The sequence below is a fragment of the Subtercola endophyticus genome (assembly GCF_021044565.1).
In the GTDB taxonomy this organism is placed as follows: domain Bacteria; phylum Actinomycetota; class Actinomycetes; order Actinomycetales; family Microbacteriaceae; genus Subtercola; species Subtercola endophyticus.
The window spans coordinates 258929-281061 of record NZ_CP087997.1 but is presented as its reverse complement, the minus strand read 5'-3'; the positions used below and the strand labels follow the sequence as shown (position 1 = coordinate 281061).

Below are 22133 nucleotides of genomic sequence, written 5' to 3'. Positions count from 1 at the left end.
ACCGCTTCCACCCCTTCATCTCAGTTACCGGGAGAGCAGAACAAATGAGCGAACCGTTCCCCGCAGAGTGCGTCATCATCTCGCCGTTCGGGATCATCGGCCCATTTCCGTCGCAGACCGACGCAGAGAAGTATGTCGAACTGAATCGACCCTCACGCGACCCTCACTGGGAAGTACGGCAACTTGTCTGGCCTTGGCATTCGCCCAGCGGTGACCCCTCATGACTGACGAGACACCGAAACGAATTCAGTTGAGCCGCAAGAAGGGCTGGCGGAAGCCAGAGGGCGCAATTTCGGTCTCCCGACCCGGCCAGTTCGGTAACCCGTTTGCGATCGGGGTGCGTGTGCCCGTGTGGTGGAGAGGCCGAGATCGCATCCAGCGCGGGAATATCGAAACGGAAACTAACGAACAGGCCGTCGCATACTTCCGCGACTGGATGAATGGCGTTGTCGACGTGGACGACTGGCCGCGACCCTATCTGCCACTCATTCGCGGTCGAGATCTCTGCTGCTGGTGCCCAGCCGATCAGCCGTGCCATGCCGACGTGCTGCTCGAACTCGCGAACCCGTCACCCCTTGTTGAGCGTGTGAAGGAGAAACAACTAATGAGCCCCGTATCGGGTGTCTCTGTTAAAATCTCAGTATCGCCAGTGAACGGAGATCACCCGTGACCGACCTGCTTTCCGCCGTTGACGCGCTGACGAAACCGGAGTCCGAGCATCACGTCATCATGTCCGACTACGGCGTCTACCGGGCGCCGATCTACGTCCGAACACACACCGTCACCCACCCGCCCCTCCTCGAACGCCTCCGTGAGGCCGTGAATCCGTCGAAAAATACCGCCGCCGGCTCTTCCGCACTCGCCTCCACCCGGAACCTCATCGACTCCGACGCCCTGTACGAGTACTCGAAAATGGCATCCGCGATCGGTTCATGGTGCAACGCGTTCAAAGCCGACCGCACCCGGAACCCCATCACCGATTTGCGGCGCTGGTATGTCGCGTTCCAGCAGTACGACAACGAACCCCAGTGGTACATCGACGAACTCCGGCATTGGGCGACCCTCATCCGCAACATTCTCGAACCCCCCAAGAGAATCGAGATCACCGAACCCTGCCCGGTGTGCGGGAAACGCGCGTACACCGACCAGGACGGCAACGAACTCCTGTTCCCCGTCATCGTCGAGTACCGGGCGCCGAAAGACGAAGGCGACGCGATCGCCCCGCAAGCGCTGTGCAGGGCATGCCAGACCGTGTGGAAAGGGTACGACGCGGTCGCCGAGCTCGCAGAGGAGTTGAAGCAACACGCCGACGCGCACGGATAGAACGAATTACACGCGTGTAGTTCAAAACGTGGTATCTTGAAGTGCCTCGGTGATTCATGTCAATTTCCGGGGCTTCTTGATTTCAAGAAAGGCCGTCTCCTCCACAGGGGCGGCCTTTTTTTGTGCCAAAAAGTCCCGGCGCTGCTACCAACAGCCCGGGCGTGACCAGCATTGGAGTGCTGATATGACCAATACTATTCCCGACGACGCCCAATGGCTGCTAGACGAGTTCGACGCCGAACGCTTCTGGGGCCGAGTCAATCGTCATGGTGGCCGACCATACCTCAACGATCCGCTGTCTCGCCTCATAACCGACGATGAGGAGTGTTGGATATACGGGTCAGGCGATTTCGTGGATGGCTACGCGACATTCAAGGTCGGCGGCACGCAATACCCGGCTCACCGCGTCGCGTACCGAGACTTCGGCCTCATCATCCCTGACGGGCTCCAAATCGACCATCTATGCCGAACCACGGCTTGTATGAACCCAACGCACATGGAACCCGTCACGCGCGAAGAAAACATTCGTCGCGGTGTGAATGGCGCCAAAACTCATTGCCCACACGGTCACGAGTACACGCCTGAGAATACGCAGACCCAGATCGTAGACGGCAAAGATCACCGCCGATGCAAGGCGTGCTTGAAGATATCTCGACACGAAGCGTATCTGCGCAGGCGAGCACTGGCCGCCTGACCCACATCTTGGCAGGGTGCGTCAACGACGCCCCACTGCACGTCGAAGGGTTCGTGTTCGAAGACCCGCACCTTTCCGGCGAGAGCACCCCTGCGCACCCTGCCAGACACCCCCGGAGGCAACGATGCCGAACCACCCCGGATGCCCCACCCAGGGCCAACACCGCCCGAAGCCGTGATGATCACCATCCGGGCAACCTCGCTAGCCCGCCTCGAGCAGGCCCGCGACCAGTACGAAGCCCTCGGCCACGAATGCCGCATCATCGACGACGAGTTGATCGTGACCACCACAGGCCCAGACGGCCCACGCTGAACCTCTTCCATCCCCACTGGAGGCAACACCACCGTGCAACCGTTCATCCCCGAAATATGGTCAGAAGGCGCCCTCGACTCGATCCGCAGCAGCACGGTCATGGCGCCATTCCTGAAAGACCCGAACCCGAAGACCATCAACGTCAAGGTGCCCCGTTCGCCCGAATGGATCGCATCACGAGATCTCTACACAGCCGAGTGGCAGGAACTCACAGACAAGCTCATCGGCGCAGGGTTCCTCGAATACGACGAAGACGGATGCCTCGGAGTAAACACCGCCGACCACACATACGTCCGCCAAGAGAACCCCGACTATGACCCGGACTACAAACCAGCCGAGTTGACTGTCACCATTCCCAGTGTCGCCAGCGGCGGTCTGGTCGTGAACACAGGCAACGGTTCGATGATCCCCGCACCGCTGGACAACGGCTACATCATCCCTAAAGCAGCCGCCAACATTCACCGAGAGCACCTCAGACGGCTGAACGAGCCCAACTACTTCCCGAACCCACCCGAGACACCCACAGTCTCCCCCTAACGCAGCCAGGCGCTGCCGATGAGGTGAATGACCAATGACACGACCGGTCAGCGACGAGCAACGCGCGCACGTGAAACGACTGTTCGGTGAGGGTCTGGGCCGGAATCAGATCGCGGCCGCTGTTGGTGTTTCTGCTGGCACGGTAACCAAGCTGTGTGTCGACATGGGGTTGTCGTTCGATCGTTCGGCTACGAAGGCTGCGACGTCGGCGCGCGTCACTGATCTGAAGGCACGGAAGCTCGCTATCGTCGAGCGGTTGTATGCACGGTCGGAGAAGATCCTCGATCGGCTTGAGGCGGACACGTACACCTACCGGATGCCGACTGAGTTCGGTTCCGAGTTGGTGCACGATGACGATCCGCCAGCGGACGCTGAACGAAACCTGTCGTCGTCGATCAGTACGTATCTGGTGTCGGCTCAGAAGATCGAGTCTCAGTTCGCTGACCCTGGCTTGGCGAAAGTGCGGTCGATGATGGAGAAGATGGCTGAGGCGTTGGGCCTCGCTGATGAGTGACGGTCTCGAGCCGTCTCCGAAGCAGCTCCATTCGATCAAGGATTCCACGGCATCGATCAACCTGTGGGAAGGCTCGGTCAGGTCGGGTAAGACGATCGCGTCGCTGATGCGGTTCCTGCTGTACATCGCGAATTCGACGGTGCGCGGTGAACTGGTCGTCATCAGCCGCACACGTGGCTCAGCGGCCCGGAATGTGTTCGCCCCACTGATGGACCCGACGATGTTCGGTGAGTGGTCACAGTACGTCTCCTACACCCCGGGGGCCGAGGCTGCGACAATCCTCGGCCGCAAGGTGTGGGTTCTCGGCTCATCGGATGTTCGGTCGGAGAACACGCTCCGGGGCCTCACCTGTGCTGGCGCGTATGTCGATGAAGCGACGCTGCTGCAAGAGGACTTCTTCACCCAACTCCTGAACCGTCGTTGGGAAGGCGCGAAGATATTCGCAACCACCAACCCCGACAACCCGGCGCACTGGCTCAAGGTCAAGTTCATCGACCGGTGGAACAGCGGCGAACTCCCCGACTGGAAGGTCTGGAAGTTCTTCCTCGACGACAACCCGGCACTGTCAGAGGCTCGTAAAGAGGGCATCCGGCGTGAGAACACGGGCCTGTACTACCGCCGCAACGTGCTCGGCGAGTGGGTCGCTGCTGAGGGCGCCGTGTACGACATGTGGGACCCAGCCCGCCACGTGGTCAAGTGGGATGATCTGCCGCCGATGCGTCGCATGCTTGCGATCGCGATCGACTACGGCACACAGCATGCGACGTCGGCGGTCGCGTTATGCCTCGGGTATGACCGGAAGCTGTATCTGGTCGACGAGCTAAGGCTTGACCCGAAGGTCATGAAGGAACGCCTCACCGACGCGAAGCAATCTGCTCGCATCAAGGAATGGTTGCCGCAACAGCACGCACCCGAAGCGACGGGCATGCGACCCGAGTACGTCATCGCAGACCAGGCCGGCGCGTCTCTCCGGTCGCAGCTCCTCGAAGACGGCATCAACACGATGGGTGCCGACAAAGACGTGAAGTACGGCATCAGCCTCATCGCCTCACTCCTCGGCTCCGGTCAACTACTGGTCTCCGACCACTGTCAAGGCGTTATCGCTGAGGCGCCCGGGTACTCATGGGACGACAAGAAAGCGCTCCTCGGCAAAGACGAACCGGTCAAGTCGAACGACGACAGCCTCGACGCCATGCGTTACGCCATCTGCACGACCGAATCACTCTGGCGCGAAGAACTCGCCCCCACAGCAGTCAGCTTCTAAACCGAAAGGGGCAAACGTGCCTTTGCCCCAATCAGACCCGAAAGCTGTATGGCCGCCCGCGAATCTCACCCCGATCCTCGCGAAGATGGGGCAGTGGTCGGCGTGGTACTCCGGTGACCTGGAGAAACTGCAGGCCGCGTACGGCGGCGGGACGACCGCTGACAGTACCGGGTTCTTCGCATCCGACAAGGGCGGTATTCGTGCGACCGTTGGGCGCACTCTGCAACGCTTCTTCGTTGGTCAGCCGACTGTCGGCCCGGAACGGAACACGAAACTGCCGGTGCCGATCGCGTCGGAGATGTGCCAGGTGTCCGCTGATCTGCTGTTCGCTGACCCGGTGACGATCATCATCGATGACGACGACACGCAGGAGCGTGTGAACGAGCTCGCGGACGACAACCTGCATGCGACTCTCGCTGAGGCTGCTGAGGTGTGCGCTGCGCTTGGTGGCGTGTATCTGCGGGTCACGTGGGACACCTCGGTCATGCCGGATGGCCCGTTCCTCACCTCGATCGACGCTGACACTGCGATCCCCGAGTTCAAGTGGGGTCGTCTCGTTGCGGTGACGTTCTGGTCGGTCGTGTCGACGGTCGGGAAGCTGACGTACCGGCATCTGGAACGTCACGAACTCGACGGCACCGGTGTTGGTGTGATCCGTCACGGCCTGTACGAGGGCACGAACGACACCCTCGGCATTCGGGTGAGCCTCACCACTCTGCCGGAAACAGCGCCGCTCGCCGCGAGCATCGACCTGAACGACGAGGGCACCATCTCGACGCTCTCACCGGGACTCGCTGTCGTGTACGTCCCGAACCAGACCCCGAACCGGTCATGGCGCACCGACCCCATCGGCCGCAACCTGGGCCGCTCCGACCTTGACGGTGTCGAGCACCTCATGGATCAGCTCGCCGAGGTCATGACCGCGTGGGTGCGCGCCATCCGGCTCGCGAAGGCCCGCATCTTCATCGCGAAGAGCCTGCTCAACACTGCGGGCCCCGGGCAGGGTGTCATCGGGAACCTCGAGCAGGAAGCGTACACAGCACTCCCCGGTTCGCTCGCTGGCAAAGACACTCCCATGTCGGACAGCATCGAATACGTGCAGGCGAAGGTCGAGTACGAGCAGTACCAGGCCACCGCGGAGACCCTCATTGAGCAGATCCTGCAGATGGCCGGCTACTCGATGCAGACGTTCGGTGTCGGCGACACGGGCACGGTGCGTACCGCTACGGAGATCGAGTCGAAAGAACGCCGCTCGCTCATGACCAGATCGCGGAAGATCCGTGAGTGGCGCCCCCAGTTGGAGGTTCTGCTCACGAAACTTCTCGACGTCGATAACGCCCTGTTCAGCGCCCACAACGTGACGACTGATCTCGCTGTCGAGTTCACCGATGGGGTGCAGGAAACTCAGCTCGCACTCGCGCAGACCGTGCAGGCGCTGTACACGGCAGAGTCCGCGTCGGTGCATGAGCGTGTCACGATCCTCCACCCCGACTTCGACGAGGATGATGTCGCCACTGAGGTTGCGCGCATCAAAGAAGAGTTCGGGCATCCGATGCCGAGCCCCCAGATGTCGCCGTTCGATCCTGACCCTGCGGAGTAGAATGAAGACGGCCTCAAAGAGTGGTGGAACACTCCCGAGGCCTCGCCCTGAATCAAGTAGAAGTTGATTGGAGGGTTACCGTGAATGGTACCCGAACTCGTCCAAGTCACCCGCCTATCGATGAGCGCGTGATTGCCCGATTCTCCACGAAATACCGTGTCGATGAGTCGGGATGCTGGCTCTGGTCGGCGGCCATCAAAGAGAACGGTTACGGCACGTTCGGCATCGGCCCTGCGGTCGCGTCGTTTCAGTACTACGCACACCGTGTCTCGTACGAGATCAACATCGGCCCGATCCCCGATGGCCTGCAGATCGATCATTTATGTCGCGTTCGGTCGTGCGTGAACCCGGCGCACCTCGAACCAGTCACGAACGCCGAGAACAATCAGCGTCGCACGGCGCTTATTACTCATTGCCCACGCGGTCACGAATACACCGACGCGAACACTTATGTCTGGCGGGGTGCGCGGTTCTGCCGCGAATGCAGCCGACTCAAGGAGCAGAGAGCGAGGGACCGTGTCGGACACGCAACCCTCGCAGGAGCATCCGTCTAGCGACTCACTCGCAGCCCAGCTGGCGGCACTGTATGTGCTCGCTGAGCAGCAGCTGTTGTCGGGGGCGTCGTCGATTCTGCGTCGCACACAGGCGACGTTGGATGGGCAGCAGGCCATGGTGCCGAAGCTGCGCCGTCTGGCTCGTCAGGTCGCTGCACGGTTGGCGTATCAGTCGAATCCGCTCGCTGACCGGATGATCACCGCCGCTGTCACTGAGGGTGCGAACGACGCTGAGAAGTCTGTCGAACGCGCGCTCGGCGGGCGTGGTGGTGACCGGATGCCGCCTGGCACTGGGCTGGCGTTGCCTGATGAGCCGTTCGATCTGTCGATGCCTCACGGTGAGCGTGCCGCGCAAGCCATCCGAGACGACATCACGTCCGAGCTCGAAGATGTGCGGTTCCGCATCACCCGCCTACCGGACGACATCTACAAGTGGATTGCCCCGCATGGTGCGATCCGGCAGGTGCTCGCGAACGATGTGACACCCGCTCAGGCGCAGGCGATGGCGTGGCGGGTGTTCACGTCGCAGGGTATCACCGGGTTCACCGACCGAAGTGGCCGGGACTGGGCGCTCTCGTCCTACGTGGAGATGGCTGTTCGCACCGCATCAACGCGGGCGTACAACGACAGTCACCTGCAGCGCATGCACGCGCTCAACGTCGACTACTTCTCGGTGCCTGACGATGGCCACCCGTGCCCGCTGTGTTTCCCGTGGCAGGGCAAGGTGCTCACGGATGGGGTTGTCGCTGATCCGGAGATGCCTGTTGACGGCACGATCGCTGAGGCGACCGCTGCGGGACTTTTTCACCCCCAGTGTCGGCATGTTCTCATCCCCGTGTTCCCTGGCGTGACGGTGCTGCCGGAGCCGCGCGAGTGGACACCGGAGTTGCAGGCCGGGTATGCGCTCACACAGAGGCAGCGACACCTTGAGTTGCAGGTTCGGAAGGCGAAGCGGGCGCTCGAGTACGCCATCGACCCAGACTCGCAGCGGAAAGCCCAGGCCGACGTGCGTCTCGCTCAGGCGAAGGTGCGCGAGTTCGTCGCCGCGAACGGTCTACTGCGCCAGTCACGGCGAGAACAGCTGAACATGACCGACCACAGCATCAAACTCCCCACCCCGATCCGATAGGAGTCCCCGCCATGATCGTGAACGACCGCAACGACATTCGACCGCAGTACAAGGCCATCGGCGACAGTCTGCGCGGCGCCGAGTTGAGCCAGGCTGAGGCCGACTACATCATTCGGATGGCCCAATCGCGTCAAACAGTTCTCACGCAAGGAGAGACTGTTATGCCGCTGAGAGCCAAAGGGTCATTCCGCGCCCTGCTCCGGCGGTTCAACGCCGAGCAGGCGTAAGAGCGGAGCGACCGGCACAACGATTCGGGCCCCGATCTTCAGGCTGGGTATCTCGCCTGTTCGCACACCGAGGTACGCCTGATCACGGCTGACGCCGAGCACCTTCGCGGCCTCTGTAACGCTGATGGTCAAGCGGCCTTCTAATTCGGGTGGCAAGTTCACATTCATCAGCTTGCCAGCATTTCCGGTGCGTTCGGGTTGTCGATATGCCACTGGTCGCGTTCAGGATCACCGAGCCCCACCTTAGAGCGGAAATCGAATCGGGAGCAGGCCACGAGCGTGGCCTTGTATGAACGGTGGCATTTGAGTGCCTTCTGGAGCACGGTAAGGTCTGGGTCTGCGAGTACCAGCATCTCGGACTCAGACCATGGCTGTCCGGCATTCGTCGCCCCGGGCAGAGTGAGCGACTGAAATTTCTCGACACTCTTTCTCCGCATGGTCTTGCTTCGGTCGCTGTTATTTTGCCGGTCGTGGGTTCTATCCCGACAGCGACCGCAAACAGCCGTCCAACTTCCGGACTTGGTGTTCAGACGAAACCATCCCGCTTGCAGCAGCAGGCCACACTTTCGGCAGGTCTTCGCGATCAGCGGGCGACTCCCAAGCGAGTTAGGGTCTCGGTTCAAACCGGCCGAGAAAACCACATGAATCCCCGAATCGTGCCTTAGACGGAAACGCCTACGCGCGACTGCCTTCGCAGACCGGTCGATACGCGCGCCGATCTCGCCAGCCGTAGCGGTCGGATCAGCCAATATCTGTTCATCCTCCCATGATGACCACGTGTCGCCTTTCTCCACGACAGGCACCCATCCCTTGCGTAGTTGGGCCCGTTTCGAGTTCACGGACGAGAGAGACCGCCCGAGTTCTTCGGCAATTTGTTGCGCCGTCCACGTCGGATGTTCCTCCATGAAGCCGTACTCATCATCACGCCATGCCTTCTGAATTCCGTGTGATTCCATACCAAATTGTACCATCTCGTCGCTTTCCGTTGACGATCTAATCCCCATCCCCCGACTGAGCCAGGCGCTCAAAGGAGAACAACATCATGCCCCCCGAAGCAGACACCGCGACCGGTACGACAACCACAGAAGCAACCACGGCCGCACAGACCGCCGATCAGCAGCAGGTAGCCACGACCGCCACAGGTGACGCCGCGAACGGCTCACAGGCGGCCACGCAGACCGCGCCGGTGGTGGAGAAGGTCGAAGACCTCCCCGTGTGGGCACAGAAGATCATCACCGACACACGCGCCGAAGCCGCCTCACACCGCACGAAAGCAACCACGCTCGAACAGCAGAAGCAGGCCATTCTCGTCGCCGCCGGCATCAAGGCAGATGAGGCAGACCCGGTAGAGGTCGCGAAGACCTCGAAGGCGGAGGCCGCCGCCGCGCGCCGCGAACTCGCCGTGTTCAAATCCGCCGCCGCTATTGGCGCGGACCCCACGAAGCTCCTCGACCGGGCTTCGTTCCTGACTTCCATCAACGGGATCGACCCGTCTGATGGGGCAGCGCTCAAGACCGCCATCGAGGCCGCCGTGAACGCTGACTCAACTCTCAAGGCAGCCCGGGCGGCTGGCGCGAGTGCGATCGACACCCCCGCCGGGAGCGGAGAAGTCGGCCAAATCACCGAAGCGCAGCTCGCGCAAATGACACCCGAGCAGATCTCCGAAGCCTACGACAAGGGGCTTCTGAAGAACCTGCTCTCCTAACCCAAAGGAGAAGCCATCATGGCCTTCCAAAAGTTCAAGCCGGAGATCTGGAGCCCTCTGCTCCTGGTCGCCCTGCGCAAAGCTCTCGTGTACACGGCTTTCACGAACCGTGACTACGAGGGCGAGATCGCGGAGGCAGGCGACACCGTTCGCATCACCTCCGTTGGTCGCCCCACGATCGCGAACTACGTTCCCGGCGTCACCACCATCTCGCCGGAAACCGTCGCGGACACGCAGCGCACCCTCGTCGTCGACCAGGCGAAGTACTTCGCTGTGCAGGTCGATGACGTCGACAAGCGTCAGGCGCTCGGCGGGATCATGGATCAGCTGAAGGATGAGGCCGCGTTCGGTCTCGCCGACGTCGTCGACCAGTACATTTCGTCGTTCTACACGTCGATCCAGGCCGCGAACCAGCTCGGTTCGATCACGGTCAACTCGGCCACGACCCCGACGGACGCGTACGACAAGGTGCTCGTGCCGCTCAAGGTGAAGCTCGACAAGGCCAACGTGGCAACCCCGTCCCGTTCGGTGGTCATCACCCCCGACCTCCACGGCTGCCTCCTCCGCGACGCACGCTTCGTGAAGGTCAACGAGTCCGGCACGTCGGACGGTCTCCGCAACGGCATGGTTGGGCGCGCGGCAGGGTTCGACATCCTGCTCAGCAACAACGCCCCGAACACGACCGGCAACGAGTTCGCCACCATCGCGGGCAACGACCGTGCGATCACCTTCGCGGAGCAGATCAGCAAGACCGAGGCCTACCGGCCGCAGTCGAGCTTCTCTGACGCCGTGAAGGGTCTGCTCCTGTACGGAGCGAAGAACGTCCGCCCCGACTCGCTGGCGAGTGCTCTCGTCACCGTCTCCTAAGCCAGGAAGAGGTAACCCTCATGGCTCGTGTAACACTCACCCCCACCGCCCTCACGGCGGCTGGTATCGCCGACCCGGCTGGTACCGCATCGGTCGCTGGCGCGGGCAACGGCTTCACGTTGCCGTCGCAGGGCTCCTCTGTCGTGTTCCTCCGCGTCGCGAACGCGTCGGGCGGCTCCGGCACCGTGTCGCTGCTCGCCGGCGCAGGTACCGCGGCTATCTCGGCAGGCCAGGGCCCGATCCTGATCACGGTCGCGAACTCGGGCACCCAGTGGGTCGGCCCGTTCGAGTCCGCCCGTCACGCCCAGGCTGACGGTTCGTACGCGATCGAAACGTCGGTGATCATGACGGTCACCGCGTTCATCATCGACGGACGCCGCTCCGCATGACCGACACCGAAGACGCCCCACACGTCTTCGTGCGTGGCGAGGGAGGTTCAGTGTTCAAGCTGGACCTCCCCCTCCACGAAAGCATCGAAGACCGGCTCCGCAAGGGCTACCTCACCCGTGTTGAGGAAGACGGCAGCCCCATCGCCGTCGAGACCGCTGATGACGGTGTGATCCCCGGGCCGCCGACGAAACGCCCGCCACTGAACGCCGACAAGGCGACATGGGTGGGCTGGGCTGTCGTGAACGGCATGACCCCCGATCTCGCTGAGGCGGCTACGAAGCAGGATCTCATCGAGAAGTTCGGTGTCGATCAGGCATCCGAGACCCTGTCGCAGCCTGAGGCTGAGGCGCAGGTCGCCATCGATGCTGCCCCCGATCTGGCTATCCAGTCGGTTGAGGCTGGCACCGCACAGTAAGACCCGGTGGGGTGCGCAGACACCCGCTCACGCACCCCACCAGCCCAACACCTTGGAGGCGTCGTGTACTTCCCCGACTTCGTTGTCCCGTCGACACTCGCGACCTCTGCCCAGTTCCAGACGTTCCTCGGTGAAAGCGCAACGCTGCCGACGAATGCTGACGTGCTCCTCCGCGAGGCGACACGGCTTGTTCTTGAAGCCTCGGAGGGCGCCTACTACGACGTCGACACTGCAACGGGGCTCGCGACTGATACGCAGGCCGCGAAGGCTCTCGCTGACGCCACGTGCGCGCAGGCCGCCGCGTGGAACATCATCGGCTACGACCCGCTGTCCGGCGGTGTCGTGACCGCGAAAGAGGTCGAGTCGAAAGGCATCGCGACAGCCCGCATCACGTATGTGGGCACCGCGGATGTTGCGGCGTCGAAAGCTGCCGCGGCCAACGAGCTCGTCCCCTCGGCTATCCGCATCCTGCAAGCGAATAACCTGCTCGGCACATCGGTGTGGATGTTCGGATGACCGACGAACTCGAAGACTTCTGGCAGCACACCGTGACGGTCGCAACGCTGCAGGGCAACGGCGCGAACGGTGCAGTCAAGGCCGACCCTGTGCCCGTGCTCGGGTTCCTCGACGGGTCCCGCAAACTGGTGCGCTCGGCGACGGGTGAGCAGGTGGTGTCGGAGTCGACGTTCTACTGCCCGCCCGCGAACGCGGCCTTGTTTCTCCCGGATTCGTTGGTCACATGCCCTGACGGGTCGGTTTCCACGGTGATCAAAGCGAACCTCAACGACTCCGGTGGTCTCGGGCTCCCCGATCATTTGGCTGTGGCACTCACGTAGGAGGCTCTGATGTCGATCGAGTGGGAGATCAACGTCGACTTCGACGGCGCCCGCAAAGCCATGGCTGACGCGCTACCCATCGCGGTAGGGCGTGCGCTCGAGCACATCCGCGCAGTGTCCGCGCCTCTGGTGCCCGTCGAGTCCGGGCATCTAGTGGGTTCAGCGTCCATCGTCGTCAACGGTGAAGACGGCACGATCACATATCCGGGCCCTTACGCCCTGTACCAGCACGAAGGCGTCTACTACCGGCACGGGCGCACTGGTGCGCCGCTGCGTCACACACACGGGCAATCGTTCTTCCTGCAGCAGCCGATGGTCACCGAGAAAGACGCGGTGATCCAGATCATCGCCGACACCGTGAATGAGGCATTGTGAGCGTCACAACCGACCTCCTGACCGGCATCGCAGGTCTGCTCGACAACGCGGGTATCGGCGTCACCTATCGGGCGAACGCGCCCTACACAGCGGGCGAGACGGGCGTGTTCTTCCTCACGATGCCTGCCGCCCCCGACCGGCTGCTGGTGTTGAACATCATCCCGATGTCGGACTACATCACTGTCGCTGTTGGGCGTGTGTTGCTGCAAGTCGCCGGCCGCGGGCTGCGCAACAACGCGCTCGACGTCGACAGCCTCATGGACGCCGTGTTCGGTGTACTCCACGGTCGCACCGATCTCACCTTTGGTACCGCGCACGTGATCCAGATGAACCGCGACTCCGCTGTCCCGATGGGTCAAGACGAGAACATCCGCAACGAACGCGCCGACAAGTACTGGCTCGACGTCGACTACCCAGCGACGGTGTACCGGCCCTCTTAGACCACCTCCCCCACAGGTCGCCACATCCGTGGCATCTCAACCCCTCGGCGTCCGTCTTGGGGCTTTTCTCTATGCCCTGATGCCTTAGGAGGCACGCATGCCCAGCACCGCTCTTGCCCGCCGTTACGCGGTCGATGTTTCGTCCGACAACACCACATGGTTGCGTCTCGCAGCCGTCACCGACCGCAACAAGCAGGTCAGCCCGAACAAGATCGACTCGACCACGTTCGACTCGAACGGGTGGACGAACACCGAAGTCACCCTGCAGTCATGGTCGCTGGTCACGAAGGTTCTGCGGCAGCCCACCGCGGGCGTCTTCGATCCCGCTCAGGAACTGTGCCGCCTCACTCAGGGCACGTTCGGCGACAACATCCGTCTCTACGTGCGCACCTACGACAAGTTCACGGGCGCTGAGGCGCAGTCGGGTCGCGCGATCGTCGAGTGGAACGAAGACAAGACGGGCGTGCCCGACCTGAACTCCGTCGCGATCACGTTCACCGGGGACGGTGCGCTCACGAACCTCGCGAATATCACCGTCCCCGCGCAGCCCCTCCCGGTGCTGGTCTCGGCGTCGCCCTCGGGCGCTGGTCTCAACGGTCTCGTCACTGTCATCGGCCAGTACCTGACGGGCCCCGTCGTGACGACGGGTGTGAAGATCGGAGGCGTGAATGCGACGTCATGGAACGTCGTCTCCGATAACGCGATCACCTTCCAGGTGCCTGCCGGCTCCGCCGGTTCGGCCCCGATCCTCGTCACCACGGCGGCTGGTGCCTCGAACTCGCTCGGCTACAACCGCACCTGATAGACCCCTGGCCGCGTACGAGTGGGGATTCGGCGCGGCCAGGCTCATCCCCAACATCCCCAGTAGGAGAATCCCCAGTTGAAGAACTACTACGAAGTCGCCGACCTCCTCCGCCTCCCCGTCGGCGATCGAACATACACGATCCCGGGCCTGTCCATCGACGGCGGTAAGACGGTCACGGCGTTGCTCGCCGGTGAACTCAAAGACGACCCCATGTCGGATGACGAGTTCTTCACGCTCATGCTCGGTACGGCATATGCCGAAATGCTCGAGGATGGTGTGCCGAAGGGTGCGATCGTTCTCGCCGCGCAGGCATCCATGCTCGACTTCCGATCCAACCGTGCAGCAGCCGAACTGCTGTGGGATGAGGGTGGCCGCCCAAAAGCACCCGAACCCTCACCGGCTTCGACGCCATCGCCCAGTACGGGCAAGGCGACTTCAACGAGGCGACGGGCCGGTACGAGTGGTACGAGCTCCCAGAAGAAGTAGAAACGCCGGGCGAACCGCTTGAGTGGCCCGACATCCTTGAGCAGTGGCCGCTGATTGTGTCCGACTTTCATTCGGAGTACGGCGTCGAGCTCGAACCGATCACGGCGACACAGTCGTGGCGTTGGTTCGATACCCGCATCACAGGTCTGCTGACCGCCAACACCCGACTCGCTAGACATTTCGCGAAAACCCGGACGGAGTAACTGTGGCCGTCGAAGAGGGTTCCATTGTCGCGCGCATCAAGGCCGACCCGTCTGATTGGAACGCGGAACTAGACAAGGCCGAAGCGAAAGCGAAGGAACTCGCCGCCACCAACCCCACCGTGAAGGTGGACACCGCGGGCGTTTCTGAGGCGATTGCGGCTATCGAGACGGTGAAGGCGGCTGAGAAGTCGCTCGGCGGCGAAACTACCACCACGGTTCGGGTGAACACGGTCACGTCGGGCGGGGACACGTCTAAAACGGACGCCGAGACCGCGGCCGAGGCGCGTCTCGCCGCGGCACTGACCGTTGCGGAGACGGCGGCGTCGCGCGCCAGCATCGCACAAATGCGGCTCGATGAAGTCCGTTCATCCGGGGCGAGTTCAGGTTCGCGTTTGGCGGCCGCAGAACTCGCGGTCACGGAGAGCACGAACCGTGCGGCAGCAGCAGCCGTGAAAGCTACCGCCGCATCTGAGGCGCTGTCTGAGGCCCAGAAGCAGGCAGCAGCTACCGCGGCGGAAGAGGCTGCCGCTCACGACGCGGACTCGGTTTCGACTATCGCCGCAGGCGCAGCTGCTGACATCACCAACGGCAAAATTCTGGGTATGGCTGGCGGAGTCGTCGCACTCGCATCAACTATCGGGCCATTGACCGCCGCGGCTGTCGGTCTCGGTGGTGGCCTGGCGGGAATGGGCGCGGCCGGTATTCTCGCTGTCGTAGGCATCAAGAACGCAATGGATGAGGGCTCTGCCACCGGCCTGCAATACACGGCAGAGCTTCACGATCTAAAGAACGATCTCGACGAACTCTCGGGCACAGCAGCTACCGAATTCCTGGGCAGCTTCGCGAAGGCAGAGGAGACCATCACTGCGAGCCTGCCCGCTCTAAACTCCGAGGTCGCCGAATTCACCGGTCTGCTGGGTGATGGCCTGAACTCTGTAGTCGATGGTGCAGTCACCGGTCTGCAGGTGTTGAACCCCTTGTTCGTGGAGGGCGCTGGTGTTGTCGACAACATGGCGTCATCTTTCGACGAATGGACGCATAACGGTGGCTTGCAGTCGTTCGTGTCTTACGCCCAGGCAGAACTGCCGGTCGTTGTTCAGACCCTCGGAGACCTGACAGACGCCGCGGTTGGGCTTGGCGAGTCTCTTGCGCCTACCGGCGACAGCATGTTGAAACTCGTAGACGACGCTGCCCTGCTCGCGAAAGGGCTGAACTCGATTGAGGATGCCGAAACTGGACTGAAAAGCAGCAACCAGTGGATCAACGACATCCTCACCCCCATCGAGAATGCTCTGAACCCGATCCAGAATCTTTTGTCGGTATTCGGCGGACTCAACGGTATTCTCGGCACCCTCGGTATCACGACAGCATCAACGGCTGACACGACGAACGGTGCCACCGCCGCCCAAACTGGGCTCGCGAGTGCGGTGTCTGCGACCGCTGATGCGGGTGTCGCTCAACTGACCTCATCTCAGGCGGCGACAGCGCAAATGCAAGCCGAGGGTGACGCGGCTGGGCTGCTCACCAACGCACTCACGCTGTTGAATGGTGGGACGTTGTCGCTCGCGCAGGCGCAGACGGGGCAGGCTGCGGCGATGAACTCGCTCTCGGATTCGTTCGCGAAGAACGGTACCGAGATCGACGGGAACTCGAAAGCGGCCGTCGCGAACCAACAGGCTATTCAGGCGAAGATTCAGGCCGACCAGGCTGCCGCTGAGGCGACCGCGAAGGCGACCGGGTCAACGCAGGCGGGCACGGAAGCTCTCGCGCAGTCACGTATCGCGCTCGAGCAGACGTTGCAGGCTCAGGGGCTTCTTACCCCGGCGGTGCAGGCGTACATCGAGACCAACGATCAGGTGCAACCTGAGGTGTCGACGGTATTCCATGCGACCACGGCCGCGGCGCAGGCTGACGTGCAGAAACTGATCAGCCAGTACGCGAGTGTCCCGCGCAGCATCTCTACTGTCATGACCGAGTACCACTACGTCGAAACGAACGAGGTAGGCGCTCCGGCCGCGCGTGCGAACGACGCGTACGGTGGCACGATCGCATCGCACTTCGCTGGTGGTGGTGAGGCTGGCACGGTGTGGGGCAAAGGCTCGTCGAAGTCCGACTCGGTGCCCGCGATGCTGTCGGTGGGTGAAGAGGTCATTCAGCAGCCGTACGCGCAGAAGTTCCGGCCCCAGTTGAAGATGATGAACGCGGGTATCGACCCGTACGCGGTCGCGCAAGCCGCCGTGGCACCACAAGCTGCACAGTCAGCGCGCCCGATCCTGATGCAGGACGGCACGCTGTTCGGGTGGGTGCAGGAAATCGCGAACGGGCAAGCTCAGCTCGTCGTGAACCAGTCGGCAAGATCGCGTGCGACCTCAGTGTCGACGGGTAGCCAGAAAATAGGTGCGTGATGGCGTTCGCCCCTACCCTCACCCCGTTCATCGACTCGTCGAACCATCTCGCCCCGCGCGTGCTGGTGCAGTTTGCGACTGTCGCGTCGGGCACCCAGTACATCAACGTGTATCGGGTGTCTGAGGGGCGCCAGTTTCAGGTCCGCGGCGGTGTGAAGCTCTTCGCGGTCGGTGGGGCGTTCGTGATGGACTCCGAAGCCCCTTTTGGTGTCACGGCCACGTATCAGGCGGAGCAGTTCAACTCGTCCGACGTGTCATTGGGTTTCACGGACACAACATCGGTGAGCCTGTACGTCACCGACTCGTGGATCACGCAACCGTTGAACCCGACTTTGGGTGTGCGGTGTCGGGTGATGATGGATTCCGCGAACGACTTCGCCCGCCCCAACCCCGGCACTGTGGTGTTCACCGAGGGTGCGACCGTGGGTCGTGTCATCGGCGGCCGACGGCAGGGGCTCGTCGGCCTGCAGTTGAACGTCAGGCTGTATTCGACGGACGACGCGGATACGTTCCGGCAGATGCTCGGCGACTACCAGCAGGACTACCCAGCAGTGTTGTGCATCCGCACCCCACCACCGCTCAGGCTGCCGCGCCTGTTGTTCGCGTCGACTCTTGACCCTCACGAGGTCATCTCCGGGGTGAACGTGATGCTCGTCTACAAGATGACCGTCACAGAGGTCCTACCGCCCGCACCAGGGCTCGTGATCCCCGCGCTGACACGGGATGACCTCGACGCCGCCTACGCCACCCGGGCGGCCATGGATGCGGCGTACAGCACCCGCATCCAGCAGGACTCGGACTACAGCAAGGCGGGTCTGGCCTCATGAGGTTAGTCACCAGGGCCGCTCGTCACATCGGCCAACAGATAGCCGGTAATTAGTCGGTTCCCTGCCTTGATATGTGACGAGCTAGCCGTTCCGCCGTGCACAGCTCGACGACTCGCTTGCGCGCCCTGGATCTTCATCAATTCTACCCGAGGACGGTGTCATGCGCTACGGCACCGAAGACCTCATGAACGTGCTCCGGTTGGGGTCGTTCGACTTCTGGTACGTCATCGACGTGTTCTACGACGGCACCCGGGTTGTCAAAGACTGCCCCGTCACGAATGTGCAGATCAGTGATGATGGCGGTTCGCTGATTCAGGGCACCGCGTCGTTGACGGTCGCGTACCAGGGCGATTTCGCGGAGTCGTTGGCACCCTCTCGCATAGGCGATTACCTCTCGCCGTTCGGCGCGCAAATCAACCTCGACGTGATCGTTTCGGCGGGCCCCGGGTTCATGGAACGCATCCCGATGGGGAAGTACCAGATCACTCAGACGCCGAAGATTCTGTCTCAGGGCTGGATTCTGTTTGACGACACGATCATCTCGAACGGTGACCTCATCGACCTGGACTTGCAGGACCTGTTTTTCGGGGTCAGTCGTGACCGGTTCGACATTCCCGGCACACCCCCGTCGTTGGTGTCGGTGTGGGCGGAGGTGCAACGCCTCACCGGCCTGCCCGTCACCCGCACGATCACGGACGGGGCTATCACGGCGGCTGTCGCATACCAGCAGGACAAGTTGCAGGCCGTCTACGATTTGGCCACCGTGCTCGATGCGACCGCATGCATGCTCCCAGACGGCACTGTCTCGATGCGCCCCAACGCGTGGCCTGACCCGGTGGATGTTCTGCAGTCCGGCGACCAGGGAACGCTCGTGTCGTATGCGGGTGTGATGATCAACGACGAGGTGTACAACAAGATCGTTGTTCGCTCATCGACGGGCAGCCAGAACGTGCTCGCGTCCGCTGAGATCACCGACGGGCCGTTGCGGGCAGCCAACCCGGACGGGTCACTCAGTCCCTACCGCAGGGTGCCGTTGTTTTACTCGTCGCAATACATCACGACGGCGGCGCAGGCGCAACGCTACGCGACCACGAACCTCCCCCGGGTGTCGCAGATGAAAGCCGTGAAAGTCACCGTCACCGAGATATTCAACCCCCTCCGCATGGTCGGGGATGTCCTCACGATTCACCGGATGGTTGACGGGCGCACGAAAGACACCGCGACCGCGCGCGTAACGGCGTTGAACCGGACATCTGCGGCGACACAGCAAACCACTTTGGCGGTCGGCAATGGATGACCAGGCTGAACAGCTCATCCTCAAACTCGTCCAGGCGAAATCGAAAGTCACCCCCATGGTGGGGCGTGTCGTCGGCATCAACGGCACCGGTTTCGTGGTCGACGTGTCGAACAACGGCACCGGGCGTGTGCCGTGCAAAGGCACCGGATACTTGCCGATCATCGGTGAGTCGGTGAATGTTCTGTTCATCGATGAGGTCGCGTTCATGTGGGGCTCCGCCGAGCAACACGCAGGCCAAGGTGTCGTCGCATCCGTTGACGGGAACGTCGTGAATTTGACGACCACGTTCGGTACTGTTCGGGCACCGTTCATGGCGGGCATCATCCCCACGGTCGGGGATGTGTGGGCGATCATGTGGCAGGGCGGCCCCTACGCCGTCACACCCCTCTCGTACGCACCCACCCCGCCAACACCACCCGACCCGCCCGCACCGGCTGTCACGCAGCATGTGGACGTGTTCACGGCACTCGACGCAGGGTCGTACTCGTCGTCGTTCGGCGGCTGGAATCAGTCGCAGGTGCTCGCCGCCGATCACTGGCAGGGGTGCTGGTTCTACGGGTCGAAAGTCCCCGACACGGTACCCGCGTCCGCGGTGCCGTCGAAGCTCGAGCTGTACGTGTCGATCCAGTCCGTGGATGGCGCTGACCCGCTGTTCGCGTTGCACGCCTACCAAACCAAACCGGGCGGCGCACCGTCGTACGGGTCATCACAAACCATCCCCCTCGCTGGTGGGTGGGTCGAACTGCCGCTCTCGTGGGCCTCCTCACTGCAAGCAGGCGGCGGACAGTTCGGTGTCGGCGTAAACCACGGCGGCTACTCAACGCTGTCTTCTCTCGCTCAAGACGGCCAATCGGGTGCCATCCGACTCACAAGCACGTACTGAAAATAAGGAGCCCCCGTGGCGAACAACGGCTACAACAGCAACGGCGACCCGGTCTACTCGGGCACGGGCGCGCCTGCGTCGGGTGCTGACCTCAGCGAGGCTACGGCGTACGCGGGCACCCGCGGCAACACCCTCATCGGCACGACCACGCAGCGCAACGCTTTCGCGTACGCCAAGCCCGGCCTGGAGTGGTTCGACACCACTCTCGGTGCGAAGTTCATCTACATCGGCACCTCATGGGTGCTCACGTCCGTTCCTGGCGACAAGCAGCTGTTCTACGCGGATAAGTCGCAGGATAACGCCGCGAACGGCACGACCCTGATCACGATGGCGTTCGGTACGTCTGCGCTCGCCCGCCTCATCACCTTGCGGGTGATGGGTACCACGGGTGCGACTGCGCATTCGACACAGGGCTCGGGCATTGCGATGTCTCCGACGAACTGCACCATCTCCCGTACCGGTGTCAGCTTCGACGAAACCATCGACGTCATCAACGCGACGAAATGGTACTCCTACTCGCTCGAACGCATTGTGTCGATCGCGGCCGGCGCGAACGCATCCATCGCCATCAACACCGTCCAGGTCGGCGGCGACCCGACCTACTTCCGGGTGACGGCGGTCGGGAACGTCTACTACGCAGGCCAGTACTGACCCCTCGCTCATCTCGTTGTTGCTCGCCATGTGCGGGCTTTTTTTGTGCATCCGGAAGGTGTCTCATGGTCTGGTTCGCGAACGGTCTAGCACCGAAATCGGCCCTGGTGTTCTACAAGGGCTCGTACTTCTCGCCGAGCATGTTCGCCCGCGTGAAATGGGTCGACGACACTCTCGCCGCGCAGGGCGTCGCGTTCACCATCAACCAGGGCTACCGGTTCCTGGGCGTTCCCGCAGACCGTGCGATTGGTCAAGCGGACACCTCCACGAATGAGGCTCTGGCGCACACCACCTCGACCGGCGACGGCAACCAGTGGTACCAGCTCGGACGCCAAGACAACGGTTCGACCCCATCGGCCGCGACTCCCGGCACCTCGAATCACGGCGAGTGGGACATCGGCGCTATCGACTCGAACACGAACAACGAGGCCGCCCGCGACGCCGTAATGGCGCAGGTCGGTCTCGCCCGCACCATCTCTTCCGAGTCGTGGCACGCAGCCGTGACCGGCAACCCCTCAGTGAACCTCGATCAAGAAACGGATGACGACATGCCACTCTCAGATGACGACGTGAAGAAGGTCGCGGCCGCCGCCGCTCTAGCCGTGTTCACCACCCCGATCAACAATGCGAACGGTGAAGGCACCCCCGCGCAGTGGTTCAGTTCCTTGCAGGAGCGCCTCGCGATCAGCGTCGCAGCCCTCGCAGTCGGTCACGGCACGACCGCGTACGTGCGTGACCCGAACAACACCCCCGCGGGTGACTCCCCTGCGTGGTCGTCGGATGTGTTCGCGCAGATGCAGCGGGCCATGAACGACATGCGCGCCGACATCAACAAGATCCTCAAAGCACTCGCCGCGAAGCAGTAGCACCTCTCCGATCCCTTGGAAGGGGCGCACTGATGGTCGCAACTGACCCTCGAATGAACGAATCCCGGAAAACGAAAGAAGCCGTAATCCGGGTCATCGACTTGGTGATCTACTTCGGCGTTTTCTGCTCCGGGAGCTTCGCTGTACTCGCCACCCCAGCGACAGTTTCCAAGGCTCTCGCGGGCCTGGAATGGTTGATCGTCCTCTGGGGCATCCTGCTGCTGCTGGGCGGCCTGCTGGGGTTTGTGGGCCGCCTGTCGCGGGTGTGGGCGATAGAAGTGCCAGGCACCGGTGCTGCGATCTCCGGGTGTCTGATCTACGCGTTCGTGCTCGGCTATGTGGCGCTCAGCAACTTCACCATTTTCGTTGCCGTGATCCTCGTGGTCATCGCGACACTCACCCTTGTTCGCCGTTACATCGAACTGCAAATTTTCACATACGACCCCGGGTCTGGCACCTTCCTCACCCGAGTGCGTAGTGCACTGCGGAGAAGGACAGAGAACGCCGTCCCACGCGAACACTAGGGGG

At 62.5% G+C, this 22133-nt stretch carries 30 protein-coding genes; 28 read left to right on the top strand and 2 right to left on the bottom strand.

The window, feature by feature from the left end; all coding sequences use genetic code 11:
- Nucleotides 1-220 precede the first annotated feature (220 nt).
- The 11 genes from LQ955_RS01430 to LQ955_RS01385 all read left to right on the top strand — a co-directional run bounded on the left by LQ955_RS01430 (nt 221) and on the right by LQ955_RS01385 (nt 8154).
- On the top strand, nt 221-670 hold the full coding sequence (locus tag LQ955_RS01430; RefSeq protein WP_231026470.1) for a DUF4326 domain-containing protein: 450 nt from the start codon (nt 221-223) through the stop codon (nt 668-670).
- A complete protein-coding gene (locus LQ955_RS01425) occupies nt 667-1323 on the top strand; it encodes a DUF7341 domain-containing protein (RefSeq protein WP_231026469.1) in 657 nt (218 codons plus the stop codon). Before LQ955_RS01430 ends, LQ955_RS01425 begins: the two co-directional genes overlap by 4 nt.
- 184 nt (nt 1324-1507) lie before the next feature.
- Nucleotides 1508-2017: an HNH endonuclease signature motif containing protein gene (locus tag LQ955_RS01420; RefSeq protein ID WP_231026468.1), complete on the top strand. Its 510-nt coding sequence runs from the start codon at nt 1508-1510 to the stop codon at nt 2015-2017.
- A 141-nt stretch (nt 2018-2158) separates the two neighbouring features.
- Nucleotides 2159-2329, top strand: coding sequence for a hypothetical protein (locus tag LQ955_RS01415; protein ID WP_231026467.1), 171 nt, complete (start codon nt 2159-2161; stop codon nt 2327-2329).
- Nucleotides 2330-2362: 33 nt separating this feature from the next.
- Complete coding sequence (locus tag LQ955_RS01410) at nt 2363-2866, top strand: hypothetical protein (RefSeq protein ID WP_231026466.1); 504 nt, start codon at nt 2363-2365, stop codon at nt 2864-2866.
- Nucleotides 2867-2936: 70 nt separating this feature from the next.
- Entirely contained in the window at nt 2937-3380 is a 444-nt protein-coding gene (locus tag LQ955_RS01405) for a hypothetical protein (RefSeq protein WP_231026465.1), read from the top strand.
- The gene (locus tag LQ955_RS01400) at nt 3373-4644 is read left to right on the top strand and encodes a PBSX family phage terminase large subunit (protein WP_231026464.1); all 1272 of its coding nucleotides are present in this window, start codon (nt 3373-3375) and stop codon (nt 4642-4644) included. The genes LQ955_RS01405 and LQ955_RS01400 overlap by 8 nt, the downstream gene beginning before the upstream one ends.
- 16 nt (nt 4645-4660) lie before the next feature.
- Nucleotides 4661-6244: a phage portal protein gene (locus LQ955_RS01395; RefSeq protein WP_231026463.1), complete on the top strand. Its 1584-nt coding sequence runs from the start codon at nt 4661-4663 to the stop codon at nt 6242-6244.
- A 20-nt stretch (nt 6245-6264) separates the two neighbouring features.
- Nucleotides 6265-6798 (top strand): HNH endonuclease signature motif containing protein, encoded by a 534-nt coding sequence (locus LQ955_RS20145; RefSeq protein ID WP_390623415.1) that lies wholly within the window; start codon nt 6265-6267, stop codon nt 6796-6798.
- Entirely contained in the window at nt 6761-7927 is a 1167-nt protein-coding gene (locus LQ955_RS01390; protein WP_231026462.1) for a phage minor capsid protein, read from the top strand. The genes LQ955_RS20145 and LQ955_RS01390 overlap by 38 nt, the downstream gene beginning before the upstream one ends.
- 11 nt (nt 7928-7938) lie before the next feature.
- On the top strand, nt 7939-8154 hold the full coding sequence (locus tag LQ955_RS01385) for a hypothetical protein (RefSeq protein WP_231026461.1): 216 nt from the start codon (nt 7939-7941) through the stop codon (nt 8152-8154).
- Here LQ955_RS01385 and LQ955_RS20140 read toward each other — a convergent pair.
- Together LQ955_RS20140 and LQ955_RS01380 are read right to left on the bottom strand one after the other, a co-directional pair.
- Nucleotides 8110-8322 (bottom strand): helix-turn-helix domain-containing protein, encoded by a 213-nt coding sequence (locus tag LQ955_RS20140; protein ID WP_390623414.1) that lies wholly within the window; start codon nt 8320-8322, stop codon nt 8110-8112. The genes LQ955_RS01385 and LQ955_RS20140 overlap by 45 nt on opposite strands.
- A complete protein-coding gene (locus LQ955_RS01380) occupies nt 8322-9110 on the bottom strand; it encodes a hypothetical protein (protein ID WP_231026460.1) in 789 nt (262 codons plus the stop codon). Before LQ955_RS01380 ends, LQ955_RS20140 begins: the two co-directional genes overlap by 1 nt.
- Nucleotides 9111-9196: 86 nt before the next feature.
- Here LQ955_RS01380 and LQ955_RS01375 point away from each other — a divergent pair, with 86 nt between their 5' ends.
- The 17 genes from LQ955_RS01375 to LQ955_RS01295 all read left to right on the top strand — a co-directional run bounded on the left by LQ955_RS01375 (nt 9197) and on the right by LQ955_RS01295 (nt 22129).
- Nucleotides 9197-9859 carry a hypothetical protein gene (locus LQ955_RS01375; protein WP_231026459.1) on the top strand — a complete coding sequence of 221 codons (663 nt, stop codon included), beginning with the start codon at nt 9197-9199 and terminating at the stop codon, nt 9857-9859.
- Between the two features lie 18 nt (nt 9860-9877).
- Entirely contained in the window at nt 9878-10726 is an 849-nt protein-coding gene (locus LQ955_RS01370; protein WP_231026458.1) for a P22 phage major capsid protein family protein, read from the top strand.
- 20 nt (nt 10727-10746) lie between these two features.
- Complete coding sequence (locus LQ955_RS01365; protein ID WP_231026457.1) at nt 10747-11115, top strand: hypothetical protein; 369 nt, start codon at nt 10747-10749, stop codon at nt 11113-11115.
- On the top strand, nt 11112-11531 hold the full coding sequence (locus LQ955_RS01360) for a hypothetical protein (protein ID WP_231026456.1): 420 nt from the start codon (nt 11112-11114) through the stop codon (nt 11529-11531). The genes LQ955_RS01365 and LQ955_RS01360 overlap by 4 nt, the downstream gene beginning before the upstream one ends.
- Nucleotides 11532-11594: 63 nt before the next feature.
- Nucleotides 11595-12047, top strand: a complete 453-nt coding sequence (locus tag LQ955_RS01355; RefSeq protein WP_231026455.1) for a hypothetical protein — start codon at nt 11595-11597, stop codon at nt 12045-12047.
- Complete coding sequence (locus LQ955_RS01350) at nt 12044-12367, top strand: hypothetical protein (protein ID WP_231026454.1); 324 nt, start codon at nt 12044-12046, stop codon at nt 12365-12367. The genes LQ955_RS01355 and LQ955_RS01350 overlap by 4 nt, the downstream gene beginning before the upstream one ends.
- A gap of 9 nt (nt 12368-12376) precedes the next feature.
- Nucleotides 12377-12742 carry a minor capsid protein gene (locus tag LQ955_RS01345; protein ID WP_231026453.1) on the top strand — a complete coding sequence of 122 codons (366 nt, stop codon included), beginning with the start codon at nt 12377-12379 and terminating at the stop codon, nt 12740-12742.
- A complete protein-coding gene (locus LQ955_RS01340; protein ID WP_231026452.1) occupies nt 12739-13182 on the top strand; it encodes a minor capsid protein in 444 nt (147 codons plus the stop codon). The genes LQ955_RS01345 and LQ955_RS01340 overlap by 4 nt, the downstream gene beginning before the upstream one ends.
- Nucleotides 13183-13279: 97 nt before the next feature.
- Entirely contained in the window at nt 13280-13984 is a 705-nt protein-coding gene (locus LQ955_RS01335) for a phage tail tube protein (RefSeq protein WP_231026451.1), read from the top strand.
- Nucleotides 13985-14062: 78 nt separating this feature from the next.
- Nucleotides 14063-14473, top strand: a complete 411-nt coding sequence (locus LQ955_RS01330; RefSeq protein WP_231026450.1) for a DUF7426 family protein — start codon at nt 14063-14065, stop codon at nt 14471-14473.
- A 205-nt stretch (nt 14474-14678) separates the two neighbouring features.
- On the top strand, nt 14679-17081 hold the full coding sequence (locus tag LQ955_RS01325; protein ID WP_231026449.1) for a hypothetical protein: 2403 nt from the start codon (nt 14679-14681) through the stop codon (nt 17079-17081).
- Nucleotides 17081-17908, top strand: a complete 828-nt coding sequence (locus LQ955_RS01320) for a hypothetical protein (RefSeq protein ID WP_231026448.1) — start codon at nt 17081-17083, stop codon at nt 17906-17908. Before LQ955_RS01325 ends, LQ955_RS01320 begins: the two co-directional genes overlap by 1 nt.
- Nucleotides 17909-18068: 160 nt before the next feature.
- Nucleotides 18069-19205 carry a hypothetical protein gene (locus LQ955_RS01315; RefSeq protein WP_231026447.1) on the top strand — a complete coding sequence of 379 codons (1137 nt, stop codon included), beginning with the start codon at nt 18069-18071 and terminating at the stop codon, nt 19203-19205.
- Nucleotides 19198-20088 carry a hypothetical protein gene (locus LQ955_RS01310; protein WP_231026446.1) on the top strand — a complete coding sequence of 297 codons (891 nt, stop codon included), beginning with the start codon at nt 19198-19200 and terminating at the stop codon, nt 20086-20088. The genes LQ955_RS01315 and LQ955_RS01310 overlap by 8 nt, the downstream gene beginning before the upstream one ends.
- A gap of 15 nt (nt 20089-20103) precedes the next feature.
- On the top strand, nt 20104-20739 hold the full coding sequence (locus tag LQ955_RS01305; RefSeq protein WP_231026445.1) for a hypothetical protein: 636 nt from the start codon (nt 20104-20106) through the stop codon (nt 20737-20739).
- 65 nt (nt 20740-20804) lie between these two features.
- A complete protein-coding gene (locus LQ955_RS01300; RefSeq protein ID WP_231026444.1) occupies nt 20805-21605 on the top strand; it encodes a hypothetical protein in 801 nt (266 codons plus the stop codon).
- Nucleotides 21606-21637: 32 nt separating this feature from the next.
- A complete protein-coding gene (locus LQ955_RS01295; protein WP_231026443.1) occupies nt 21638-22129 on the top strand; it encodes a hypothetical protein in 492 nt (163 codons plus the stop codon).
- The last annotated feature ends 4 nt before the right edge of the window (nt 22130-22133 follow it).

Bases quoted from the DNA above. Each gene is read 5' to 3' on its own strand.
- LQ955_RS01360 (WP_231026456.1), top strand. From the start codon at position 11,112: ATGACCGACACCGAAGACGCCCCACACGTCTTCGTGCGTGGCGAGGGA.
- LQ955_RS01365 (WP_231026457.1), top strand. From the start codon at position 10,747: ATGGCTCGTGTAACACTCACCCCCACCGCCCTCACGGCGGCTGGTATC.
- LQ955_RS01350 (WP_231026454.1), top strand. From the start codon at position 12,044: ATGACCGACGAACTCGAAGACTTCTGGCAGCACACCGTGACGGTCGCA.
- LQ955_RS01345 (WP_231026453.1), top strand. From the start codon at position 12,377: ATGTCGATCGAGTGGGAGATCAACGTCGACTTCGACGGCGCCCGCAAA.
- LQ955_RS01400 (WP_231026464.1), top strand. From the start codon at position 3,373: ATGAGTGACGGTCTCGAGCCGTCTCCGAAGCAGCTCCATTCGATCAAG.
- LQ955_RS01430 (WP_231026470.1), top strand. From the start codon at position 221: ATGACTGACGAGACACCGAAACGAATTCAGTTGAGCCGCAAGAAGGGC.
- LQ955_RS01380 (WP_231026460.1), bottom strand. From the start codon at position 9,110: ATGGAATCACACGGAATTCAGAAGGCATGGCGTGATGATGAGTACGGC.
- LQ955_RS01385 (WP_231026461.1), top strand. From the start codon at position 7,939: ATGATCGTGAACGACCGCAACGACATTCGACCGCAGTACAAGGCCATC.
- LQ955_RS01420 (WP_231026468.1), top strand. From the start codon at position 1,508: ATGACCAATACTATTCCCGACGACGCCCAATGGCTGCTAGACGAGTTC.
- LQ955_RS01295 (WP_231026443.1), top strand. From the start codon at position 21,638: ATGGTCGCAACTGACCCTCGAATGAACGAATCCCGGAAAACGAAAGAA.
- LQ955_RS20140 (WP_390623414.1), bottom strand. From the start codon at position 8,322: ATGAATGTGAACTTGCCACCCGAATTAGAAGGCCGCTTGACCATCAGC.
- LQ955_RS01415 (WP_231026467.1), top strand. From the start codon at position 2,159: ATGCCCCACCCAGGGCCAACACCGCCCGAAGCCGTGATGATCACCATC.
- LQ955_RS01310 (WP_231026446.1), top strand. From the start codon at position 19,198: ATGGATGACCAGGCTGAACAGCTCATCCTCAAACTCGTCCAGGCGAAA.
- LQ955_RS01315 (WP_231026447.1), top strand. From the start codon at position 18,069: ATGCGCTACGGCACCGAAGACCTCATGAACGTGCTCCGGTTGGGGTCG.
- LQ955_RS01370 (WP_231026458.1), top strand. From the start codon at position 9,878: ATGGCCTTCCAAAAGTTCAAGCCGGAGATCTGGAGCCCTCTGCTCCTG.
- LQ955_RS01320 (WP_231026448.1), top strand. From the start codon at position 17,081: ATGGCGTTCGCCCCTACCCTCACCCCGTTCATCGACTCGTCGAACCAT.
- LQ955_RS01375 (WP_231026459.1), top strand. From the start codon at position 9,197: ATGCCCCCCGAAGCAGACACCGCGACCGGTACGACAACCACAGAAGCA.
- LQ955_RS01300 (WP_231026444.1), top strand. From the start codon at position 20,805: ATGGTCTGGTTCGCGAACGGTCTAGCACCGAAATCGGCCCTGGTGTTC.
- LQ955_RS01335 (WP_231026451.1), top strand. From the start codon at position 13,280: ATGCCCAGCACCGCTCTTGCCCGCCGTTACGCGGTCGATGTTTCGTCC.